This is a genomic window from Rhodopirellula baltica SH 1, from assembly GCF_000196115.1.
Lineage (GTDB): Bacteria > Planctomycetota > Planctomycetia > Pirellulales > Pirellulaceae > Rhodopirellula > Rhodopirellula baltica.
Genome location: NC_005027.1, coordinates 1,369,224 through 1,390,685 on the forward strand (window position 1 = coordinate 1,369,224; position 21,462 = coordinate 1,390,685).

16 protein-coding genes are annotated in these 21,462 nt (G+C 56.4%); 5 read left to right on the forward strand and 11 right to left on the reverse strand.

Annotation, left to right across the window (positions count from 1 at the left end):
- Nucleotides 1–8 precede the first annotated feature (8 nt).
- Nucleotides 9–2,219 (forward strand): 1,4-alpha-glucan branching protein GlgB, encoded by a 2,211-nt coding sequence (gene glgB / locus RB_RS05210; RefSeq protein WP_007324338.1) that lies wholly within the window; start codon nucleotides 9–11, stop codon nucleotides 2,217–2,219.
- A gap of 277 nt (nucleotides 2,220–2,496) precedes the next feature.
- On the opposite strand, the gene RB_RS05220 is transcribed toward glgB, so the two are convergent.
- On the reverse strand, nucleotides 2,497–3,507 hold the full coding sequence (locus tag RB_RS05220; RefSeq protein WP_164922725.1) for a sugar phosphate isomerase/epimerase family protein: 1,011 nt from the start codon (nucleotides 3,505–3,507) through the stop codon (nucleotides 2,497–2,499).
- 51 nt (nucleotides 3,508–3,558) lie between these two features.
- Nucleotides 3,559–3,924 carry an NADPH-dependent 7-cyano-7-deazaguanine reductase QueF gene (locus RB_RS05225; RefSeq protein WP_007324336.1) on the reverse strand — a complete coding sequence of 122 codons (366 nt, stop codon included), beginning with the start codon at nucleotides 3,922–3,924 and terminating at the stop codon, nucleotides 3,559–3,561.
- Between RB_RS05225 and RB_RS05230 the strand changes: the two genes are divergently transcribed.
- A complete protein-coding gene (locus tag RB_RS05230) occupies nucleotides 3,914–4,732 on the forward strand; it encodes a 7-carboxy-7-deazaguanine synthase QueE (RefSeq protein ID WP_164921555.1) in 819 nt (272 codons plus the stop codon). The genes RB_RS05225 and RB_RS05230 overlap by 11 nt on opposite strands.
- A gap of 160 nt (nucleotides 4,733–4,892) precedes the next feature.
- Here RB_RS05230 and RB_RS05235 read toward each other — a convergent pair whose 3' ends face one another.
- From RB_RS05235 to xylA, 5 genes are all read right to left on the reverse strand, one after another.
- Nucleotides 4,893–5,666, reverse strand: a complete 774-nt coding sequence (locus RB_RS05235) for a methylamine utilization protein (RefSeq protein WP_011118964.1) — start codon at nucleotides 5,664–5,666, stop codon at nucleotides 4,893–4,895.
- A gap of 251 nt (nucleotides 5,667–5,917) precedes the next feature.
- On the reverse strand, nucleotides 5,918–8,269 hold the full coding sequence (locus RB_RS05240) for a site-2 protease family protein (RefSeq protein ID WP_164921556.1): 2,352 nt from the start codon (nucleotides 8,267–8,269) through the stop codon (nucleotides 5,918–5,920).
- Entirely contained in the window at nucleotides 8,266–9,120 is an 855-nt protein-coding gene (locus tag RB_RS28500; RefSeq protein WP_390174942.1) for an efflux RND transporter periplasmic adaptor subunit, read from the reverse strand. Before RB_RS28500 ends, RB_RS05240 begins: the two co-directional genes overlap by 4 nt.
- Nucleotides 9,121–10,476: 1,356 nt before the next feature.
- Complete coding sequence (locus RB_RS05250; RefSeq protein WP_011118968.1) at nucleotides 10,477–11,556, reverse strand: WD40/YVTN/BNR-like repeat-containing protein; 1,080 nt, start codon at nucleotides 11,554–11,556, stop codon at nucleotides 10,477–10,479.
- A 166-nt stretch (nucleotides 11,557–11,722) separates the two neighbouring features.
- Nucleotides 11,723–13,042 (reverse strand): xylose isomerase, encoded by a 1,320-nt coding sequence (xylA, locus tag RB_RS05255; protein ID WP_011118969.1) that lies wholly within the window; start codon nucleotides 13,040–13,042, stop codon nucleotides 11,723–11,725.
- A gap of 447 nt (nucleotides 13,043–13,489) precedes the next feature.
- Here xylA and RB_RS05260 point away from each other — a divergent pair, with 447 nt between their 5' ends.
- The 3 genes from RB_RS05260 (at nucleotide 13,490) to RB_RS05270 (ending at nucleotide 17,123) form a co-directional block, all read left to right on the forward strand.
- Nucleotides 13,490–14,524 carry a UDP-N-acetylmuramate dehydrogenase gene (locus RB_RS05260; protein WP_007324328.1) on the forward strand — a complete coding sequence of 345 codons (1,035 nt, stop codon included), beginning with the start codon at nucleotides 13,490–13,492 and terminating at the stop codon, nucleotides 14,522–14,524.
- Nucleotides 14,525–14,534: 10 nt separating this feature from the next.
- Nucleotides 14,535–15,419: a cell division protein FtsQ/DivIB gene (locus tag RB_RS05265; RefSeq protein WP_011118972.1), complete on the forward strand. Its 885-nt coding sequence runs from the start codon at nucleotides 14,535–14,537 to the stop codon at nucleotides 15,417–15,419.
- 72 nt (nucleotides 15,420–15,491) lie between these two features.
- Complete coding sequence (locus tag RB_RS05270) at nucleotides 15,492–17,123, forward strand: sulfatase family protein (RefSeq protein WP_011118973.1); 1,632 nt, start codon at nucleotides 15,492–15,494, stop codon at nucleotides 17,121–17,123.
- A 141-nt stretch (nucleotides 17,124–17,264) separates the two neighbouring features.
- Here the strand turns inward: RB_RS05270 and RB_RS27995 are convergent, their stop codons facing one another.
- The 4 genes from RB_RS27995 to RB_RS05285 all read right to left on the reverse strand — a co-directional run bounded on the left by RB_RS27995 (nucleotide 17,265) and on the right by RB_RS05285 (nucleotide 21,317).
- Nucleotides 17,265–17,801, reverse strand: coding sequence for a lipopolysaccharide biosynthesis protein (locus RB_RS27995; RefSeq protein WP_231846239.1), 537 nt, complete (start codon nucleotides 17,799–17,801; stop codon nucleotides 17,265–17,267).
- Nucleotides 17,798–18,772 (reverse strand): lipopolysaccharide biosynthesis protein, encoded by a 975-nt coding sequence (locus tag RB_RS28000; protein ID WP_011118976.1) that lies wholly within the window; start codon nucleotides 18,770–18,772, stop codon nucleotides 17,798–17,800. The genes RB_RS27995 and RB_RS28000 overlap by 4 nt, the downstream gene beginning before the upstream one ends.
- A gap of 47 nt (nucleotides 18,773–18,819) precedes the next feature.
- On the reverse strand, nucleotides 18,820–19,752 hold the full coding sequence (locus RB_RS05280; RefSeq protein WP_231846240.1) for an FHA domain-containing protein: 933 nt from the start codon (nucleotides 19,750–19,752) through the stop codon (nucleotides 18,820–18,822).
- A 110-nt stretch (nucleotides 19,753–19,862) separates the two neighbouring features.
- The gene (locus tag RB_RS05285) at nucleotides 19,863–21,317 is read right to left on the reverse strand and encodes a serine/threonine protein kinase (RefSeq protein WP_164922726.1); all 1,455 of its coding nucleotides are present in this window, start codon (nucleotides 21,315–21,317) and stop codon (nucleotides 19,863–19,865) included.
- Nucleotides 21,318–21,462: the final 145 nt, after the last annotated feature.

The following is a 21,462-nucleotide window of genomic DNA, read 5'->3' on the forward strand; positions in this document are numbered from 1 at the left end:
GTCCAGCCATGAATTCGCAGCTTTCATTATCGACCATTCAGTCACTCGTGGATGGCAGTGTGGCGAACCCGGGTAGTTTGTTGGGCCGTCACCCTGTCAACTATCGGGGGCGAGAAGCCACATCCGTTCGCGTGTTGGAACCCAACGCAGAATCCGTGTGGCTGATCGATTCGGCAAGCGGTTTGCGACGTCCTATGCGACGGTTGCATCCCGGCGGATTCTTCGAAGCGATCTGCGATGAGCCCATCACCAAGCCCTCCACGTCCAGACTGCAAATGATCGACAAGACCGGTAAAGAAATTAAGACGACGTCACCTTACACCGTCCCCAGCATTTTTAGTGACCTGGATCGCTATCTGATCGGTGAAGGTCGCCACAATCAGTTGTACGAGCGACTCGGCGCGCAGCTCCGCGAAGTCGATGGCGTCAAAGGCGTCAACTTCGCCGTTTGGGCACCCAACGCTCGGTCAGTTCAGGTCGTCGGCGATTTCAATGGATGGGACGGACGCGGTCATGTCGCCCAGCCCGTCGAGTCGACTGGTATTTGGGAATTGTTCCTGCCCGGAGCAACAGTCGGTCAGAAATACAAGTTCCGAATCCAGACCCAGCACGGTCATTGGATGGACAAGTGCGACCCGATGGCATTCGCCGCCGAACTGCCACCGCTGACCGCGAATATCATCACGGACATCAACACGTACTCGTGGAATGATTCGGATTGGTTGCAGCAACGGGCCGAGATGGACCCGATGCACACTCCGATGAACGTTTACGAAGTTCATCTGGGCAGTTGGCAAAAGGGGCCCGGCCGAACCCACGGTTGGTTGGACTACCGAGACTTGGCAAAACGGTTGGTGGATTACTGTCACCGCATGAATTTCACGCACGTAGAATTGATGCCAATCAGCGAGCACCCCTTCACTGGTTCATGGGGCTATCAAAGCGTTGGCTACTACGCGCCGACCAGCCGACACGGATCGCCGGAAGACTTCATGTTCTTCGTCGATCACATGCACCAAAACGGCATTGGCGTTTTGATCGACTGGGTCCCAGCTCACTTCCCGAAAGACGATCACGGTCTGCGTCAGTTCGACGGTTCGGCGTTGTACGAGCATGCGGATCCGCGTCAGGGCGAGCACCCGGATTGGGGCACGATGATCTTCAACTTCGGTCGCAACGAAGTGAAGAACTTCTTGATCGCCAACGCGTTGTTCTGGTTGGACAAGTACCACATCGATGGTCTGCGAGTCGACGCGGTCGCATCCATGTTGTACTTGGATTACAGCCGAGAAGACGGTGAGTGGATTCCGAACCGGTATGGCGGACGGGAGAACCTCGAGTCGATCGACTTCCTGCGTGATTTCAACATCGCGGTTCATGAGAATCACCCCGGTGTGATCACGGCGGCGGAAGAGTCGACCGCGTGGCCGGGCGTTTCGCGTCCAACGTACGATGGCGGTCTTGGTTTCACTTACAAGTGGAACATGGGATGGATGAATGACACATTAAGCTACATGCGGAACGAACCGATTCACCGCAAGTTCCATCAGAATGAGCTGACGTTCAGTCTGATCTATGCCTTCACCGAAAACTTCACGTTGCCACTATCGCACGATGAAGTGGTTCACGGCAAAGGGTCGTTGATCAGCCAAATGCCAGGAGACATGTGGCAGAAGTTCGCCAACCTGCGATTGTTGTACAGCTACATGTGGACTCACCCCGGCAAGAAGTTGCTCTTCATGGGCGGTGAAATCGCGCAGTGGACTGAGTGGAATGCGGACGATGGTCCTCAATGGGAATTGCTAGACTTCGACACGCACCGTGGAGTCCAACAATTGGTTGCCGACTTGAACAAGGTCGTGATTGAAAACCCTGCTCTGCACTGGCACGATTTCACAGGCGACGGCTTCGAGTGGATTGATGCTCACAACGCGGAAGACAGCGTTTTGGTCTACCTGCGAAAGGGTGCCGAAGGCGATCCTCCGATCCTGGTTTGCAACAACTTCACGCCTGTCCCGCGAGACAACTATCGCGTTGGTGTGCCGGCACAAGGTTTCTGGAAAGAGATCTTCAACAGTGACGGCGAAGCGTATGGCGGATCAAACCTGGGCAACTATCCCGGATGTCAGACGACCGGCATTGAGCACCACGCTCGTCCGGACAGCATCGAAGTGACTCTGCCGCCACTGGGAACGACGATCCTGCGTTTGGAATCCTAGCAGCCTGTTGATTTAGTCGTATACCGAGTGACAACAATTAGCCGATGGGCGTTAGCCCCGGTTGGCGTCTGACTAACCGCCGCTAACGCGGTGCGGCTCATTAAATCAACAGCCCGCTAGGCCCGCGACCGGTTGGCGGAGACCCTTGACGTCGGTCGGCCACTCTTGGCCGACGTTTGAGATTGGCATGCACCGGGAAGACGGGCAAAAGTGCCCGTCATGCGTGGAATGGTTGGCGACTTTTTGGGTGGATGAAGACTTTGTCGCCGGACTTGGTTCAGGACTGTTGAGCCTTAGCGGCTTCCAAGTCTTCGAACGTTCGCAGGTGATAGTCGATGCCGACTTTGTCGAGCACGCGGCATAGACCGCGAGCGGCGATGCCAAATCCATCGGGACCGCTGAAGCCGCCGAATTGACCGCCACCACGAACGTGAGGTTCGAGGTCCAAGTAAATGCCTTCGACTCCGCGTCGTGACATTCGATCCGCGAGCGTTGGCAGGAACGTTTTAAGGTCTTCGAAGATGCGTTCGTGGGCGCTGTCGCCTTGGTCGGCCGGCACAAAGTGACTGGCGGATTCTTCGTCGACGTGATCAACCCGGCCGTTCAGTGATGGGTCTTTGTAGTCCTTGATGTGCAGCCAACCGAGCGACGGTTTCATCGCCTCGTACTGGGCGTAGACCTGATCCGATGTCAGACCCTGCATCACCATGTTGGCTCCATCAAAGATCGTGACGAGAGCTGGGTTGTTGACCTTCTCTGCGATCGCGGCAAGTAAGTCGCCGGTTTGGCCAACCAAGTTTGCTTCGACTTCCAAGCCAAACGTCAAACCACGTTTGTCGCACGCTTCAGCGATTTGCCCGAGTTGGTCGGAGACCTGATCGATGTGATCTTCGGGCGACGTGCCTTTGGGGTGATAGAACGAGAAACCGCGAAGCAATTTGCAGTCGAAGGCCTCCGCCCGATCGCAAGCAGTTTGCACGTCTTCGGCGAGGTATTTTTCAAATGGAATGAACTTGTTCGAAGTCCCATCCTCGACGTCCAGCAGCTTCACCTTGCCAATCGGCGAGCCGATGCTGCTGACCGACATTCCATACTCTTTGTGCAGTTCCTGAAGCGTCTCAATTTCGGAAGGTTCCAGCATCATCACGTTTTTGATGCCATTTCCGACATCGACGAAACGAATCGAGTAGTGCTGAAGTCCGATGGCGGCCAGAGCTGCGAATTGCTCATTGGCTCTTTTTGAGAACGCGGATTCGTCGGCGAAACCAGACAGAATGACGGAGGACATGGCGCAGGCGGATTTTGTGAGGAAGGACGGGGAATTCATGCCGTGATCAGATCACGCTTCGTCGGGGTAGGTCACGATGATGTTGCTGTTCAGGCCGCCGCGTGGCGTCCATTTGCTCTCCACGGTGACTTTGCGAGGCTGGACGACGGCGACAAAGTCGTCCAGAATTCGGTTGGTGACTTGCTCGTAGAAAATTCCTTCGTTGCGAAATTTCTGCAAGTACATTTTCAAGCTCTTCAGCTCCACGCAAACACGGTCTGGGACGTACGTGAAAACGATCGTTCCATAGTCGGGTTGTCCCGTTTTCGGGCAAACCGACGTGAATTCCGGGCAATGATGCTCGATCGTGAAATTTCGTGTCGGGGCGGGGTTTTCAAAAACTTCGAGAGTGTCTCGAAAAGAGGCTGTGTCGCTCACGTGGTTTGGTTCACTTCTAGAAACGCGGTGTCGTTTGAAATCGGTCGATCATCCAGTCGATGTTTTACCCGCTGAGCACTCGGCGGAAACCCCCGGGGACGCACGCGCCTCGGAATCGTCGCTGCTGATTTCAGAAACCTTCGTCAGTCGTCAAGGCGAAGGCGAATTGACCGGCACCGAAAGCGTCTTCATCCGGACCAGTGGCTGCAATCTGCGGTGCTGGTTTTGCGACACGCCTTACGCGTCTTGGAAGCCCGAAGGAACGCGGCAAACGATCGAGGACTTGTTGCAATTGGTCGCGAAGTCAGGCGTGAAGCACGTGGTGCTGACCGGTGGAGAACCTTTGATTGCCAAGGGGATCGTCAGCTTGATCGATCAGTTGCGATCGGCGGGGAATCACGTGACGATTGAAACCGCTGGAACCGTCGACCCTGGTGCGAGATGCGATTTGCTGTCGCTCAGCCCCAAGCTGCGGGCAAGCACTCCAGACGCGAAGGATCACCCGCGCCTGGCAAAAATGCACGCTGAAAGGCGGTTGCCGATCAACACGATGAAGCAATTGATTCAATCCGCAGAAGCGACCCAGGTCAAATTTGTGGTCGATTCGGCCGATGAATTGCCTGAGATCGATGAGGTCGTGCGGCAATTGGAGATCGCAGCGGATGCCGTGTATTTGATGCCGCAAGGGATCTCGGTCGAACAGCTGGACGCCGCACGGCCATGGTTGGAACCGATGGCGATCTCGCGAGGCTATCAATATTGCGACCGCATGCAAATTCGTTGGTTCGGCAACCGCCGAGGAACCTGATCGGCCTGGGCACCAATTCGCAAATTTTTTTGTGCGAGTGAATCGGTGCGAGAGAAGGCCCTGTTGGCGGGAAAGGGTTCGCGAGAAAGGTCTGTGCGCAAAAAAAACGGCGTCGTTTGAGAAACGACGCCGATCGAATGTTTGATGTGGCGGTGTGGTCTTACAGCGACAAAGCGTCTGCTGGGACCAAGACGTCACCCAGATCGTTCATGCCGGGTTTGATGTCCAGCTCGAAGCGACTGCGACGCCATGATTCCTTCCCACCGTCGATCGTGACTTCGTCGATTTTGCCGGCTTCGTGCGTAACGCGGAACATGACTTCGCCAGTTGGGATACCTTCGATGGTCAGCGTTCCGTCTTCACCGCTCACTGCAGCGTAAGGGTGTTCCAAAACCACGACGTAAGCACGCATCCAAGGGTGAATGTTGCACTCAACCGGAATTGCAGCCGGTTCTGGCTTTTCCAGAGCGACTTCTTTGTTAGCACCAGCTGGGATCATCAAGTTCTCGGCCTTGTTCGCGAAGAAATTCAAATTCGCGTTGTGACCGACAGTATCGGGGTTGGTGATCTTCAGCGTGTCACCAGTTTGTGCGATCACGTAGTGAGGCTCAAAACGGCACTTGTCGTTGGCCAATTCGTGAGTGGCGTTCTTTGGAGCGACATCATCCAATTTGGTTCCGCCACGACCGGTGTAGACGTAGACCAAGACATTTTTGATGCCTTTCGTCTCCGAGTCGACCAACAATTTTTCGTTGGGAATATCGTGCTGGCCGCAGAACGCGATGTCTTTGTTCGGTTCAATCAGCTCCACTTTGGGAGCGTCTTTGGAGTCGTAAACGAAACGCATTTTCAACGTTCCGGTTTCGGCCATGGCCATCGATGCGGTCAGTGCACACGCAGCGGCGGTGCCAGCAATCAGAGGACGGATATTCAAAGGGGTTTCTCCTAGAAGAACGATTGTTCGGTGTAGGTGGGTGACGACGTGACGATGCGTTTCGCAAAGCCTATCTGCGGGTGTCGTCGTCAGAAAGGTGGGCATTCCATTGTATCAATCCGACAACGAAAGTCCAGGAATGGGGGGGCGAAACGCGAATGAATCATCAAGCAATCGACTTTGCCGCCGACGGATCTTGAAGTCCCTCACGCGGTCAGCCGACCCGGAAATCGAGCAGGTGAATGCACTCGTTATCTGAAACGAAATGAACTTGAAAGGAGTTCGTAGATTCTTTGCCAAACCGAAGCCGATTCGACCGCGATTTTCACTCGCCCAGAGGCACCCGCGACGCATGTCGCGGGTGCTGTGACGGAATTGTCGATTGCAATTTCAATGACATAGCTGGTTCCCGGCGTCCGTGTCGCTTGATCAGCTCGGTGATGGTCTCGTCGGGGAGCGTCGATTCGTGGGTCGAAGGTTTCTTCGGAAATCTGAACAACCCGGCCGCGAAAAACTTGATTGGGCGAGGAGTCGCGAATCATCAAGGCTTCGTCGCCAAGCGAAATTCGTTGCCGCTGAACAGAGCGAACCACTACCTCGCCTCGCCATCGGATGCAGGGGGGCGTTTGTTGGTCAGCAAATGGCGGTTCTCCGAGTTGCGGTGATCGAACTGGGCGGGCAAATTCTGTGTCCAGTGAAGCGATACTCAGCAATTCAGTCCCCGCTTCGAGCAGGCATCCACCGTTTTCTTTGGATGTGGGAAAACCGGACCAAGATGCTAGCCGAACCGCGGTGCGATCCATCGCCGGATTCAAGCCCGGCCCGATATCCAGTGGATTCGCATCGGCATCCAGCAAAGCGTCTGAAGCGGATTGCGGATTGCTTTGAGCGATTATCACGACGCCATCACACGGAGCGGTGATCGTTAGCGAGTCACGTCGCCGAATTGCTGCTGCCAATCGGTCTCGCATTTCGTCCAGCAACGCTTCCGCGGCGGGCAGCTGCGAACTGGCTTCTGGGACCAGCGTCTGCGACGCACGCAATCCTTCGAGTCTCATCGTTTGTTGACGGACGTCACCTTCGGCTTCGAGAACCTCCAACTCGATTTCTGGATTGGACAGTTCTGCCAAGACATCGCCGCGGCGGACCGTTTGCCCCGGATCAACATGGATTTGGCTCAGAATGCCGGGTGAAGTCAGGTGCACACGGGTTTCTTGCTCCGGCAAGATGCGAACGGTGCTGTAGACATGACGCGGCAACGGAACCGTTCCGGCAAAGACAACCATGGCGAGCAGGGTGCACCATGCGATGGCTCGTCGGGGGCGAATGTTTCGGCGGTTCATAGGATTGTTCCAAAACCGACGCAGCCACACCAACCCAGCCCACAGCATGGAGGCCGCTGCGACGAGGGCGATTGCTTGGCCAATGATTTCTAACCCGTAGGGTCTCAGCGAGATCCAGATAAAACCGATGATGGTCGCCATCAAGACCCATCGATACGCAAGCGAAGTGACCGCATAGGCAAGCAACCACGTCGAACGTTCCGCGGGTTCGTGGGGAGCTCCCGTTTCCACACCCAAGAAAACTCGCGATAAAAACTGCCCCCATCGCCGTTGGGCTCGTTGAGCCAAGTTGGGCATGTCGGTCAAATCCGACAACAGATAGTACCCGTCGTATCGCAACAGCGGATTGGCGTTGAAAACGATTGTGCTGACTCCGCAAACGATCATCACGTGGGAAGCAATCGTGTGGGTCAGGCCCGCCGGCGTTCGAAGCCAAACCCACGCCGCGATGGATGCGATGAGAACTTCCGTGGCAATGCCCGCCAAAGCAACCGCCGCTCGTTGCACACGACTGGGAATCATCCACGATCCGCTGGTGTCGCAGTACAACGCGGGTGTGAAAACGAGCAGCATTGGACCGATCGACCGACACTTGGCACCAAATCGCTCTGACACCACAGCGTGCCCCAATTCGTGCGCGACTTTTGTGATAGCAACCACGACGGCCAAGATCATTGCGTTCTGCAGTGTCAACCACTCGTGTGATGCGGGCAATTCCGCAAGATAACGCTGGCGGTGAACCAGCATCATCACGGCTGCGGAAAGGACCAACGCCAAATAAGCGAGCATGCCGAATGGAGCAAGCAACGGACGAACGATCGGCATCAGGATCCGCATGATCGGTGCTGGATCAACTCCAGGAAACCGCATGAACAACCATTGTGATGCCATCGCCAAACGTTTTTGCCGGCGGTCCGCGTCCGCTCGCTGGAGCAAAGGTTCACCTTGCAAGGCCGACTGACTAACCGTCAATCCGCTTTCGTGAAAACGGAACAGCAACGCGTTGATTTGGTTGGGGCGAACGCGACGATTGGGATAGCGAGCCTGATACTCATCTCGCAAATCATCCAGGCTGCATTGCCCATCAAGTAACGTCAGCAGAAAGTATTCGTCTTCGCGAAGACGGTGATACTGTCCCGAGATCGCATCATGGACGACCGCCCAACCCGCATGACGATGAGAAACTCGAACCGCTTTCAGGCCGACTTTGTGGTGAATTCCGAGCGGCCGACGCGTTGAAGAATCAGTGCCGGTGTTCATGTTCGAAACCGAAACAAAACGTTGCGGTGGAACCAAGCGACCACGTCATCCAGTGCACTGGAAAGATAGCGACGACGGCCACAAACGATCTTTGCGGTAACCTCGGCATCCCCACGGAAGCCGCCATCCGGAATGGTGTCGATGTCGGCGACTAAGTCCACCATGTTGCGGCCATCGGCACGTTTGCGAGCGACGCCTCCGATCGCGGACAGATTCGCATGGAACGTCTCGGTCGGTCGCGTTTCGATGGCGAATTGAACGGGAAGATTCAATCCCGCCGCGTGACGTTCGATGACTTCGCCAGCGCGAGTTTCCTCCAGCTTCAGCTCCAACTCCCACGGTCCGTCGCGCTGAACGATCGCGAATAATCGGTCGCCGCGAGACACCGGCCGATCTTTCAGCCGTTCGTTCAATCGCCAACCGACTATCTGGCCATCAAAGGGGGCTTTCACGGAAAGCATGTCCTTCATCTCACGATTGATTTGCAATCGTTTGTTGAGTGAATCGATTTGGTTCTCGAGCGTTTGTTGTTCAAGGATGCTCTGTGCCGAATCGCGAGAATCGTCGGATGCGGCCAGCAACATCGCTCGCACAGAACTCAACTTTTCAGTGGCGGTCGCGAGCTGTCCCGACAACGCCTGGGCTTCGCGGGTGAGTTCCGGATTCTCGAGCTGGACCAAAACGTCACCCTGGCGAACGACGTCGCCATCTTTCACCTTCAATTCGTTAACGACGCCGTCGATCCCAGCAAACATAGCTTGCCGAACCGCGGGACGAGCCAGCCCGGTCGCAACAACATGATGATCGACTTGAATGAACCAACCGGCCAACAAGCCGACTGCCAACAACATGCAACCAGCCAGGATCCAGTGGCGGGTGACTCGGCGAGTTGCGGCCGCTGCCGGGCGTCGAACCGGCAACGCGAACACACTGTCATAGCGAATCGCATTGCTGATGGCGGAGGACGACTCTTCGGCGACTTCCACCATTGCCGGGGTGATTGATGTCGATGGTTCGCCCGAGAATGTTTCCAGCATCAGCATCGCAATCGGCATCGGCTGGCGACGCTGTTTTTCGCGAGTCTCCTGATCCGATTCGTTGCACGTGTTTTCACCCGCAGCAACTCTCGTGTCGTCGACCGATTCGAACAGCGGAATCATCAACACCGACAACACCCCGGATTCGTCCAAGTAGGTTTCAAGCGGTGGAACCAGTTGCGGTGACATCGATGCGGGATCAATCGTGTCCGCGTCGGCCGACGGTGGCAAGGTCAATGGTCGCTTCAAAACCGAAACAGCGTCGGCCAATTGATTCATCGAGCGAACCAGTGGCGAGCGCAGGTCGATCACCGATGAACCGCTGATCGCGGCAACTTGGTATCGAGGCCGTCGTGCCGACGGATTCTTGGCGAGTAACACGACGGATCGTTCGCAGGGCAATAACCGAGGAAGTTCTGACGCGATGCGGTACGCGGTTGCCGTGGGACTTAAGTCAGAATGGAATGCTCGCAGCGCCGATCGAATTCCGCGAGAAGAATCCAACGAGTTCGAGATTGATTTCGAACCCGCATCGGGGACTGACAACGTTTGGGAACCCAATTGCGGAGTTTGTGATTCCGCATCCGCTTCGCCCATCGTTTGACGCGCGGCGGTAGAAATTTCTGCTAGCGACCTCATCTCGGAAAGCATCTGCCCGGCGGGCAATTGCGAGCCATGAATGATCAAGAGATTCGCAAACTGCGGTGCCGGCAAGATCTCGACACCCAACGCAGTGACACTGGCCGCGGTGGACTGGTGCGATGGTTCGTTTTTATCTCGGGCGATTTCGAATGATGCGACCGATGGCGTGAGCGCGCCTAACTGTTCTCTCAGTTTCTCACGGTCCAAGCTCGCAGCAATCGATTCACTGCGAATGAGCATGCGGGGTTGCGGGAACGACGAGTCTTGAACTGCCACCACCGCCGCATCGAATGTTTCGGCCAAGTGCGTCGCCAAGCGATGAAGAAAGTCGGCTTGGTCACGTGACTCATTCGCGATTCGCTCGACCGTCTGGTGCGTCGACATCGTCTCCGCATCGGATTCACCCGACGGGACGGAAGCGGTTGTGGAAGCATCTAAACGGTTCATGCCCCCAGCATAATCAAGCCCCCCGAAAGTGTGGGGGGGGGCGGTTGTGTCAGCATTTGAAGGCTCGACTTCGGTCGAGGATCACTCCAGTTGAGCGAATCGGCCGTCGGATCCGCACGCGAAGAGCTTTGTTTTTCCCGCTGACAAACAGTGAAAGCCAATGTCTGACAAGGATGTCCAGTTCGTTCCATCATGAGACAAATCGGTTCCGGCTGGACCGACGGCGATCAATGCTCTGGCGAGCGGGCTGGCTTCGGGGATCGCCATGACGTCACTGCGGAAGGATTCTGGTTGACCCGCGACACGTTGCCAAGTTGCTCCGTCATCCAGGCTAATGCAGGCCGTGACCTTCGACGTTTCGGAAGCTCGGTAATCTCCGCCTACGCAGATCAGAGGTTTCGTGGCGTCAACTTCGGCGATGGCCGGCCCCTGGCAAATTGCGAAAATGCCTGCGGCTTGCGAGCTTGGCATGGGGACAGGAATAGCATCCCACGGCTGATCCCAACCCAACCGTTTGTACAGCCGACTAGTTTCGGATTCTGCACCTCCGGTGCCGAACCACAACTGGCCGTCCGGACCAAGCAACAACGATGAGTTGCTGGCCGCGAAGGCTGCTTCACCAGGGCGAGCAAGCGGGATCCCGTTGGTTACCTTTCGCCATGATTTGCCACCGTCGTTGGTTTCCACCACAAGCAACCGACCATCGACCGGATCGCTCACCGCCATGCCGCGATCCGCATCCCAAAATTGCATCGCATCAAAGAACGCCGATTCTGATTCGGCGCGATAGGTTTCCTTCCAAGTCGCTCCACCATCTTCGGTTCGTAACAACACGGCCGGCGTTCCCGCACTGGCAATGCATGCGACGTTTGCACTGAAGGCGCAGACGCAGCGAAATTCAAGACCATCAAAACCGGCGGGGCCGCAAGGTTGCCAAGTCTCTCCACCATCGATCGAGCGAATCACGGTGGCCTCCGCTCCACTGGCCCAGATCACATCGTCATCCACCGCAGAGAGCCCCCGCAAGCTGACGTTCGTTCCGGTTTCGCTCACGTTCCAATTGGAAGACACGACATCCGCAGCGACCAAGAGGCGAGGGGGCAAAATCGCCATCGCGAGAAGGATGAAGCAGCGAACGGCGACGCATTGCTTTGAAAACATTGAATTGGTTCGTTGACGAGGATCGCAGGTGGAGAACTGATTCTACGCGATGCACTCAGAACGAAAAAACGCGGCTCAGCGAATGATCGCTGCACCGCGTTCTAAATGGAATGGTCACTCCCTGACGCTCAATGACGTGTCTCGGGAGCCGATCTGCTTCGTTCGATCAAACGCGATCGATGTACTTATTGATCATGTGCTCGAGGTACTCTTGGCGGCCGCTTTGGTTTGCGTCGACGTCGCCCTTCTCGAGCATGTAAGCTTCCAGTTCCGCGAAGCCGACTTCACCGGCTTCGATCTTGGCACCGATTCCGGAATCCCAAGTCGAGTAGCGGTTCTTCACGAAATCGGCCAATTCGCCGCTGGCACGAATCGCAGCAGCGATCTTCAAACCTTTCGCGAACGCGTCCATTCCGCCGATGTGAGCGTGGAACAAATCGATGGGCTCGAAAGATTCACGACGCACCTTGGCGTCGAAGTTCACGCCACCGGTGCCGATCCCGCCGTGCTTCAGAATCATCAGCATGGTTTGGGTGGTCAGGTAGTAATCGGTTGGGAATTGGTCGGTGTCCCAACCCAACAACAAATCACCCGTGTTGGCGTCGATGCTGCCCAGTCCACCTTGTATGCCCGCGTAATCGAGCTCGTGCATCATCGTGTGACCCGCCAACGTCGCGTGGTTGGTTTCGATGTTGAGCTTGAAGTGCGAATCCAGATCGTAGGCTCGCAGGAAGTTCATGCACGCGGCCGCGTCGCTGTCGTACTGGTGCTTGGTAGGCTCTTTCGGTTTGGGCTCGATCAAGAACTGACCGTCGAATCCGATCGACTTGGCGTAGTCGACTGCCATGTGGAAGAACTTGGCCAAATGGTCCAGTTCTCGTTTCATGTCGGTGTTGTAAAGGTTTTGGTAACCTTCGCGGCCGCCCCAGAACACATAGTTTTCGCCGCCCAGACGCTTGGTGACTTCCAAAGCCTTTTTGACTTGAGCACCGGCGTAAGCGAACACGTCCGCGTTGCAGCTCGTCGCGGCACCGTGCATGAAGCGTGGGTTGCTGAACATGTTGGCGGTGCCCCACAGCAATTTCACGCCGGTCGCTTTTTGCTGTTCTTCCAGCACATCGGCAACCGCGTCGAGATTCGCGTGGGTTTCTCGCAAGTTGGCTCCTTCGGGGGCCACATCGCGGTCGTGCCACGCGTAGTAAGGAGCCTGCAGTTTGGTGAACAACTCAAAAGCAACGACGGCACGCTTTTGTGCGTTTTCGACGCTTTCAGATCCGTTGTCCCAAGGCCGAACCGCCGTTCCGGGGCCGAATGGGTCTGCACCGGTTCCTCGGAACGTGTGCCAGTAGACGATGCTGAACCGCATGTGGTCCTTCATCGTTTTTCCTTCGATGACTTCGTCGGGGTTGTACCAGCGGAAGGCAAGCGGATTGTCGGACTGAGGGCCTTCGTACTGAATGACGGGAACATCGGGGAAAGCGGTCATCAAACGGATTCCGTGTGTGGCTGCGAGGTGAAAAGGGCAAGTCAATGGAATGCACCAATATCAGAAGTTGGCGGAAACGCGACAAGGGGGTGAAACCGGTTTCAGTCTCGCAGTGGTGCCGGAATGGACTTTCCGGTTCCGTTTAGGGCGACGAAAACGCTGCCAGCGGGTCGGCGAGGTGTTCTCGGACCTGGTCAGGCGGCCGTCGCAGCCGCTGGCCGCGCATTTCGGGGGGATCGAAGCGAGCTGGAGTTCACGGTTTGCGGCCGATAGCCACTTTTGCTCGGCGTGATCGATTGCCAAATCCGAAGAGTTTCTGGGTGTCCCTGCGTCGATGGAGGTCGTGTAGTCTGACTTCACCCTCCCAAAAGGAGGGTGATGACATACGTGTGGCAATTCAACAGCTTAGAAACTGCACGACCTCGATGACTGGAGAATCCACTAGATTTGTTGTTCGCCGGTGGGCTGATCGAATCCAGATTGCCAATTTTGCTTCGGACTGCGAAACTGGCGTCCAGCGTCCCGCCGCCTGGAGGTGGTGGCTTTCGAAACTCGCACCGGCAAATGAACGACGTGTCCTCTGCTCCCTCTGAATCGCTTACCGAATATTTCCCCGAAGACCTGCTGCATGTGGTCCGCGAAAACCAACCACTGCGTGAAACGTTGTGGTTGGGCATTGGCGGCCCCGCACGCTTCCTAGCCGAACCGGTCGAAATCGATCAGATCGAAAAACTTTACACCGCCGCTCGCGAAAAGCAGTTGGCTCTGCGTGTCCTTGGACAAGGCAGCAACGTGCTGGTTCGAGAAGCCGGATTTGATGGGTTGGTCATCAAGTTGTCCGCTCCCGCGACCAGTGGGCTGGAAATCCAGGGCCAAAAACTAGTCGCCGGTGCGGGAGCCAAGCTGACTCACGCGGTGATCAAAACGGTCGGTGAAGGATTGGGCGGACTGGAACACTTGGTCGGAATCCCTGGCAGTATCGGAGCAGCCGTCGTCGGGAACGTCTCAGCGGAAGGTCGCGACATCGGATCGGTCGTGGAGTCGATTGAGATCATCGATGAAGAAGGCAAACGCAAAACGCTCACGGGCGACGAAGCCGGGTTCGCTCACCGTCAATCCACTTTGATGGGAACCGTGGTTCTGTCCGTCACGTTTAACTTGGAACCCAAGGACGTTTCGGCACTCACGAAACGCATGCAAAAGTTGTGGATCCATCGTGGCCAGCGCCGTCCATCGGAATCCAATCGCATCGCAATGCCGTTCATCGATCCCGATTCCATTTCGGCGTGCGAGTTGATCAATAGCACCGGACTGGCGGGAATTCGTGAGGGCGACGTGTCGCTCGATTCGGCGGCACCGCACTACTTGATCGCCCACGAAAACGCGACCAGCGATCAATGCGTGAAACTGATCGGGCGGGTACGCGAACAAGTCTTGATGCAAACCGGGATCGACTTGCAGTTGAATCTGCAAATTTGGTAACCGTACTCGGATGACCGAGTCGCCCCCGTCCGAAAAACGACCACGATTGATCCGGCGCAAGCGCGGACTGGAAGTGGAACAACCATCCACGATGGTGGGATGGGTCCGCGGAATGATCGCCGCGCCAGCGGTTTTGTCGATCCTGTGGCCCGCGATCCTGTTGGTCGTTGGCTACGCCGCCTGGCAAACTTGGGGAGCCAAGTACGTCGCGGTGACTTATCACGGGATCGATCCCCAAAAGATTTCTGTGACGTCGCCACCGGAATACGTGCGGACGGACATCGTTGATGTTGTCTACACCGAAACCGCGATGAAGGACATGTCGCTGCTGGACAAGCAAGTGTCCGCAAAAGTGGCTTCTGCGTTTGCGAGTCACCCGTGGGTGCAGCGTGTTGTCGGCGTGCGAAAGAAAGCAAACGGCCGACTCGACGTGCGTTTGAATTATCGATTGCCCGTTGCCATGGTCTACGTTGATGATCCCAAAACCGGACCTGGTTTTTTGGTGGTTGATGGCGAAGGCACTTTGTTGCCCAGCGACTTTGCACCCTCCGAAACCGATCACTATCTGCACATCATTGTTCCAGGTGCTTATCACACCGGCGGGCTAGGTTCGCCTTTTGGTGACACCCGAGTTCATTCCGCCGCGTTGTTGGCTCGATTGCTTGCACCCCATCGCATCGAGCTGAAATTGAAAAGCATCGGGGTGCATGGCGATTTGCGGCAAAACCCGATCGTTCAGCTCGAAATCGCGAATGAGGATGGCGAACGTTGGTTCTGGGGCAGTCCTCCCGGCGAAGAGGTTGCTGGCGAATTGCCCGCAACGATGAAGTTGCAAGCCATGTTGGCCGGAGTGCCAACTGGATCGGATTTACGACAAGTTCAACTTCAGCCGTAGCAAGCAAAGCATCACCGGCTCAGCTAATATCTTCCCTTCGCAGTCAATTCACCTCGCGGAAGGAATGTTCACTTGGTCCGGATTCATCTCGCATTGTTGTTTGTTCTCACGCTTTGTTGCGTGAATCTGTTCTCGGCGGATCGTCCCAATGTGTTGGTGGCGATATCGGACGACCAGTCCTTCCCGCACACGTCGGCGTACGGATATCAAGCGATTCAAACGCCGGCCTTTGATCGCGTTGCAAAGACGGGAGTCTTGTTCAACAACGCCTTCACACCCTCGCCAGGATGCAGCCCCATGCGTGCTGCATTCTTGACCGGACGCAATATTTGGCAGATCGAACACGCCGGGACTCATGCCAGTTCCTTTGCGAGCAAGTACGAGGTCTATCAGGACCGGCTTGAGAACGCGGGCTACTTCGTTGGGTACACCGGCAAAGGTTGGGGGCCGGGAAACTGGAAAATCAGCGATCGTTCGAGGAACCCTGCCGGGCCATCGTTTTCGTCAAAGAAGTCGAAGGCTCCCGGCGGAATCAGCGGCAACGATTACGCAGCCAATTTTGACGAGTTTTTGAAGGCCCGGCCGGACGACAAGCCTTTCAGCTTTTGGTTCGGATGTCATGAACCGCATCGTGTGTTCGAGAAAGGCATCGGGCTGAAAAATGGGCTGGATCCGTCCAAGGTCGTTGTGCCCGCTTTCTTGCCCGACACGCCCGAGATTCGAAGCGACATCCTGGACTACTGTTTCGAGATCCAGTGGTTTGACCAGCATTTAGGCCGAATGCTTGATTCGCTTGAAAAAGCGGGAGAGCTCGACAACACGATCGTGATCGTGACCAGCGACAACGGCATGGCGTTTCCGCGGGCCAAAGCAAACGTTTATGAATATGGCATCCACATGCCTCTGGCGATCAGTTGGCCGAGCGGCGCGAAGGGTGGACGCGTGGTCGATGACCTGGTGAATTTGATCGACGTGACGGTGACCATCTACGACGCGACCGAGGTCCAACCGCCTGAGAAGACACCGCTGAGTGGTCGCAGTTTGGTCGAGCTGCTTCGGTCCGACCAAGACGGAATCGTCGAGCCGACTCGTGACGCTGTTTTCTCCGGCCGCGAAAGGCATTCTTCGGTGCGGTATGAATCGCTCGGGTATCCTCAACGATGCATCCGAACGGACCAATACCTCTATATCCGCAACTTCCGTCCGGAACGTTGGCCGGCTGGTGCACCCCAGAAATTTGGTGCGGGAAGTTACCCGAAAACCAATGTCGTCTTGGCCAAAGAGTTGGGGCCGATGCACGAAGGCTATCACGACATCGATGGTTCGCCTTCGTTGTCGTTCTTGGTCGAAAACCGCGACGACGCGGAGCTCGCCAAGTATTTGCAGTCGGCGGTTGCCAAGCGACCTGCAGATGAACTTTACGACATCCAATCAGATCCCGCTTGTTTGAACGATCTGTCGGCCAAACCTGATTTCGCAGAGATCAAAGCCGGCTTGAGCAAGCGTTTGAATGATTACTTGACCAAGACAAACGATCCGCGAGTGTCAGGTCCGGATGGCGGTGACATTTGGGAAACCTATCCGCGATACAGCGGTTTGCGTTGGTTCCCCGAACCTGAGTGGGCAAAGCAGTCACCGGATCGCGTGCCAAAGATGGACTGGTTGGAACAGCGTCGGCCCAAGGTACAGGTGAGCGACAAGTGATGTGGTGGAAGGACACGAGCCTCAGGTTCCTCACCGGGCGGCTTGCGCCGCACCGCTAAGATCGTCTTTTAGTGTTCACGCCTTCCTCAGTAAAGAAGCATTCAATCGAGACGGAACTCGATCCGCGTTCGGTGCGGTGAACTATTCGATCACCGCGTTTTGTTCGCGAACGTCGGCGTAGACGATCGCGGACAGCCATACCAAACAGATGACTTGTCCGACCAAAGCAGCCACCGCGATCGCGATCGCCCCGTAGGATCCGACGAACGCGGCGGTCAATCCCAGCATGACGACGGAAGCAACGATGCGGCATCGGATCGGCGCGAGCGGTTTGCCTCGGCCTTTGACGTAGCTGTCCAACCCTTGCAAGATGCCTTTGATCGCGGACACCGGTGCGAGCCACCAAGCGAACACAATGGCGGGTGCAAATTCTTCGCCATAAACGAGCTTCACCAACGGTCCGATCAAGATGATGAAGGCGATGGTGGAAACGGTTTGAATCGCGATGGAGCCACCAAGAATTCGGTGCACGTCCGATGTTCGCAGTCGTTTGCTGCGATCCGCCGCGGTATTGAACAAGTAAATGCCCAGCGTGTTAGGAATCACCGTCAACGGATAGACGACAGGAACCATCGCTGCGTAAAAGCCCTGCGTTAGAAGTGGAACCAACCACATCACGAGCAACAATCCAATCGCTCGGAAAGGTCCGTCGCCAACATGGAAACGCCGTAGGGGCGGCTTTCTTTCAAAAGTTGTTTGACAGGCGGTTCGCTGTTGCCCGTGGCTAGTTTGGGGAGTCCGATCACACAGGCGGCCATTGAGATTGCCGATGCGATGACGAACAACACGCAAGCCAAATTCAGCGTCACGTCGGTCACGAAGGCAGCAACCAGCAGCAATGCGGGAAACGCGGCGGCGGAAACGAATCGACGCACGTTGTACTTCGAGAAGTCACCTGCCCCGCGATCGACCGCGGTCATGATCAGCATCACGTGTTGGCCGATAACGCTGAACGCGCACAAGCAACCCAGCGACATCAGATAGGCTTTCTCGTCGGGCAACGCGATCACATTGCAGAGCACAACCAATCCGGTCGTCACGACGCCGGTGGTCAAGCCCAACCACATCGCCGCCCGTCGAAGTTTGATCGTCTCAACCGTCCGATCGGCGGCGTAACGGCAGATGACTTCCACGCCGCCGAACAAACCGATGTAGAGCAGCATCTGCACATACAGAACGGTCGTCGCGTATTCGCCTCGGCCGACCGGTCCGAGCAGTCGGGCCAACAAGATGCCTTGGCCCATCTGCAACGCCACGATTCCAAAGGCAAAGCCGACTGTCTGGGCAAACGAAAACGCTTTGGCGAACTTGCTCGGGGGAGCAGCGTTGCCGGCATCATTGTCGGAAGGAGCCTGATCGGCGATTGCCGGACCGGGGACAGCCTCGCCGGAGCTGGTCAATCCAGCGTCCGCGTTTGCCGGAGACACGGAGCAATCGCCAACCATTGGCTCGCCGCAATTGGACTGACTGGCGATGGTCTCGGCAGTGCCAACTGTTGCCACGCGGTCGTCTGACGCCCCAGACCGATCGCTCAGAATGCTGGAGTCACCTGTGGAAGATGAGTCGTTAGAGGTTCGATCGGATGGCATGTTGCGGAGCAGTATAGTTGCGATCAGTGCATCCGCTTGAGGCCTGGTCAGTCGATTCCGTCAACGATTCGAACTTCCGGACCCTGCCAAAACTGCATCGCTTGGTACCCGCCGAAGACGAAGACGGCGATCGTCATCGCAAAGGCGGCGTAGATCTTCACCTTGTCCCAGTCGACTCGGTTCAGAATGCTCGTTGTGGCTGCACCTTTTACTTTTGCAGAGGGGGGCGATCCCGAGCCGCGTTTGTTTGTGGCGGCGCCTCTACCTGATGACGTTTGATCGGGCGGTTCCGCCGCATCGTCGTCGATAAATTCTTCGTCGTGGTCGAAGAATTCTGAATCAGGACGTGATGGTTCAGGATTGGAGGTTTTGGCGCGAATATCGTCGTAGCGTGCTTCGCGAGCGACGGTGTCTTCGGCTTCCAAAAACGACGCGATGTCGACTTCCTGCCATGCTTCTCCTTGCAGCAACGAAACGGTGGGCGACTCGGAGACCGCCCGAGTTGAATTGGCTTGTCTCGCCGAATGGTCTCGGTTTGCCCGCTTCGCGTCATCTTCGTCTTCGAAGCCGGACGCGGTGTCAAATCCGCGTTCGTTCACCACCGTGTCTTCTCTTGGGTCGATGGCGGCGATGTGCTTGCGTGCCGCATTTTCTTGCGACTCGATCACCAATCCAAATGCGATTTTGCCGCATCTCAATTCTGCGCCGTCGACGAGTTCGATCCAGGTCCGACTTGGAATGCGGGTTCCGTTGACTCGCGTTCCCGCGGAACTGTCGAGATCGAAGATTCGGAACCGTGGCTCGGAATCGGCCGGCGTTTCCCAGTGCAGCAAGCAGTGTTTTCGACTCACCGAGCGGCTCTTCGGCCGGATTTGGCAAACGCGATCGCGACCGATCATGTAGTACCCCGATCGAATCTCCGCGACCATACCGGCCCGGCTGCCGGTTGCCAAAATCAATTGTGCGGAGCTATCGGTCACCAGATTCTGTCGGTTGTGCATCGGAGGGAGGGATCCGGTCCGACCACCAATGGGCCGCCCCGCTACTGCGGTTTTGATCATAACAAAAACAAGTCAATATTGCCGGGGTTTCAACCGCCGTTGATGATGACGATCTCTTTGCCACTCTCGGTGGCTTTAATTTTCGGTGCCGCCGGCGCATCCGGTTTCGCGATCGTGTAAACGGCCATCCCCAGCACTGTCATCAGGGCGATAACAGCGATCGCCAACCCCATCCCCAGCATCAACGTCTGATTTTGATTGGAATTGGATCCGGTGGATGAATGATTGTTTGATGCCAGGCCAGCACGCGGCGGCGGTGGGCTAGACAATCCAGACGTTGATCTGGGGAATGCACTTGGTGTGGTCGCGACACCGATATCGGGCAGCGTGCTGAAATCAAACTCGCTCGAATCCTGCCACGTTTCGTCAGCATCTGAGCCATTGAAAATCGACTGGTCATCCATCGTCGCTTGATAGAGTTGACCTTCGTCGGTCGTGTCCGATGTCGACGCGATCGCGGCGAGCGGTTGATGGTTCTTCTGTTTCAGTCCGGCCGAGCGGCGGATGCGATCGAATTGGCCGATCAAATCCACGGCAGATGGCGGACGATCGGCGGGTTTCTTGGCCATCATCCGAGTCAGCAAACTTGCCAGTGGTGCGGGGCAATCCGGACGCAGCTTGCGAACGTCGGGCACGGGGGCGGTCTGATGTTTAGCCAGTCGTTGTGCCACTGTGTCACCTTTGTACGGTGGACGACCGGTCAGCAGAAAGAACAACGTGCATCCGAGCGAATAGATGTCCGCTCTGGCATCGACGCTGTGACTGTTGAGAGCCTGTTCCGGTGCGACAAAGTCGGCTGTTCCGGTCAGCCGACGTTTGCCGGTATCGCCCGAACCTTCCGACCATCCGATGCGAGCCAGACCCATGTCGCTGACCTTCACCACGCCATCGGATCGCAACATCAAGTTGGACGGTTTGATATCGCGGTGAATGATTCCTCGCTCGTGAGCGTGAGCCAATCCGCCGGTGGCTTGATACATCGCATCAATCGCGGCGGCGATCGACATCACGCCATCGCGAGCGACGACTTGATGCAAATCGATCCCGTCGATGTATTCCATCACGATGTAGAGTTTGCCGTTGGACTGATTGAAGTCGTACGCGCGAACAATGTTTGGATGGTCAAGTTGGGCCGATGCACGAGCCTCTTCTTGAAAGCGTTGAATTCGGCGTTCGTCACGGCTGGAGTCTGAGTTCAAGATCTTCAGCGCCATCTGACGCTTCATGACACTGTGTTCACCCAGATAGACCATCCCCATGCCGCCTTTGCCGAGCGGGCGAAGCAGTTTGTAGGCACCTAGAAAGAAGCCTTTGCTCTTGCCGGCAAGCAACTTGCTGGATTGCCATCGCGTCAGCAAACCTGCGTTCTGCATGCCATCGGCGAGACGCTGCGGAGTGAACCGGGTGTCGTCGGTCATCAGAGAAGCAACGACTGTTTTGATCTCGTCCAGTGTCACCACACCGGCAGCGATGGATCGCCGCACGAGTGCACGGGACTCTTCATCTAGGATGGGCGCAGAGGCGGGAGGGCTCTCGGCAGACATAAAGACATCGCATCAATGAGAGGTGAACCGGTCGTGTCAGTTTACCAATCGACACCCGGTTTTGCGAAGGAACACACTCTCTCGT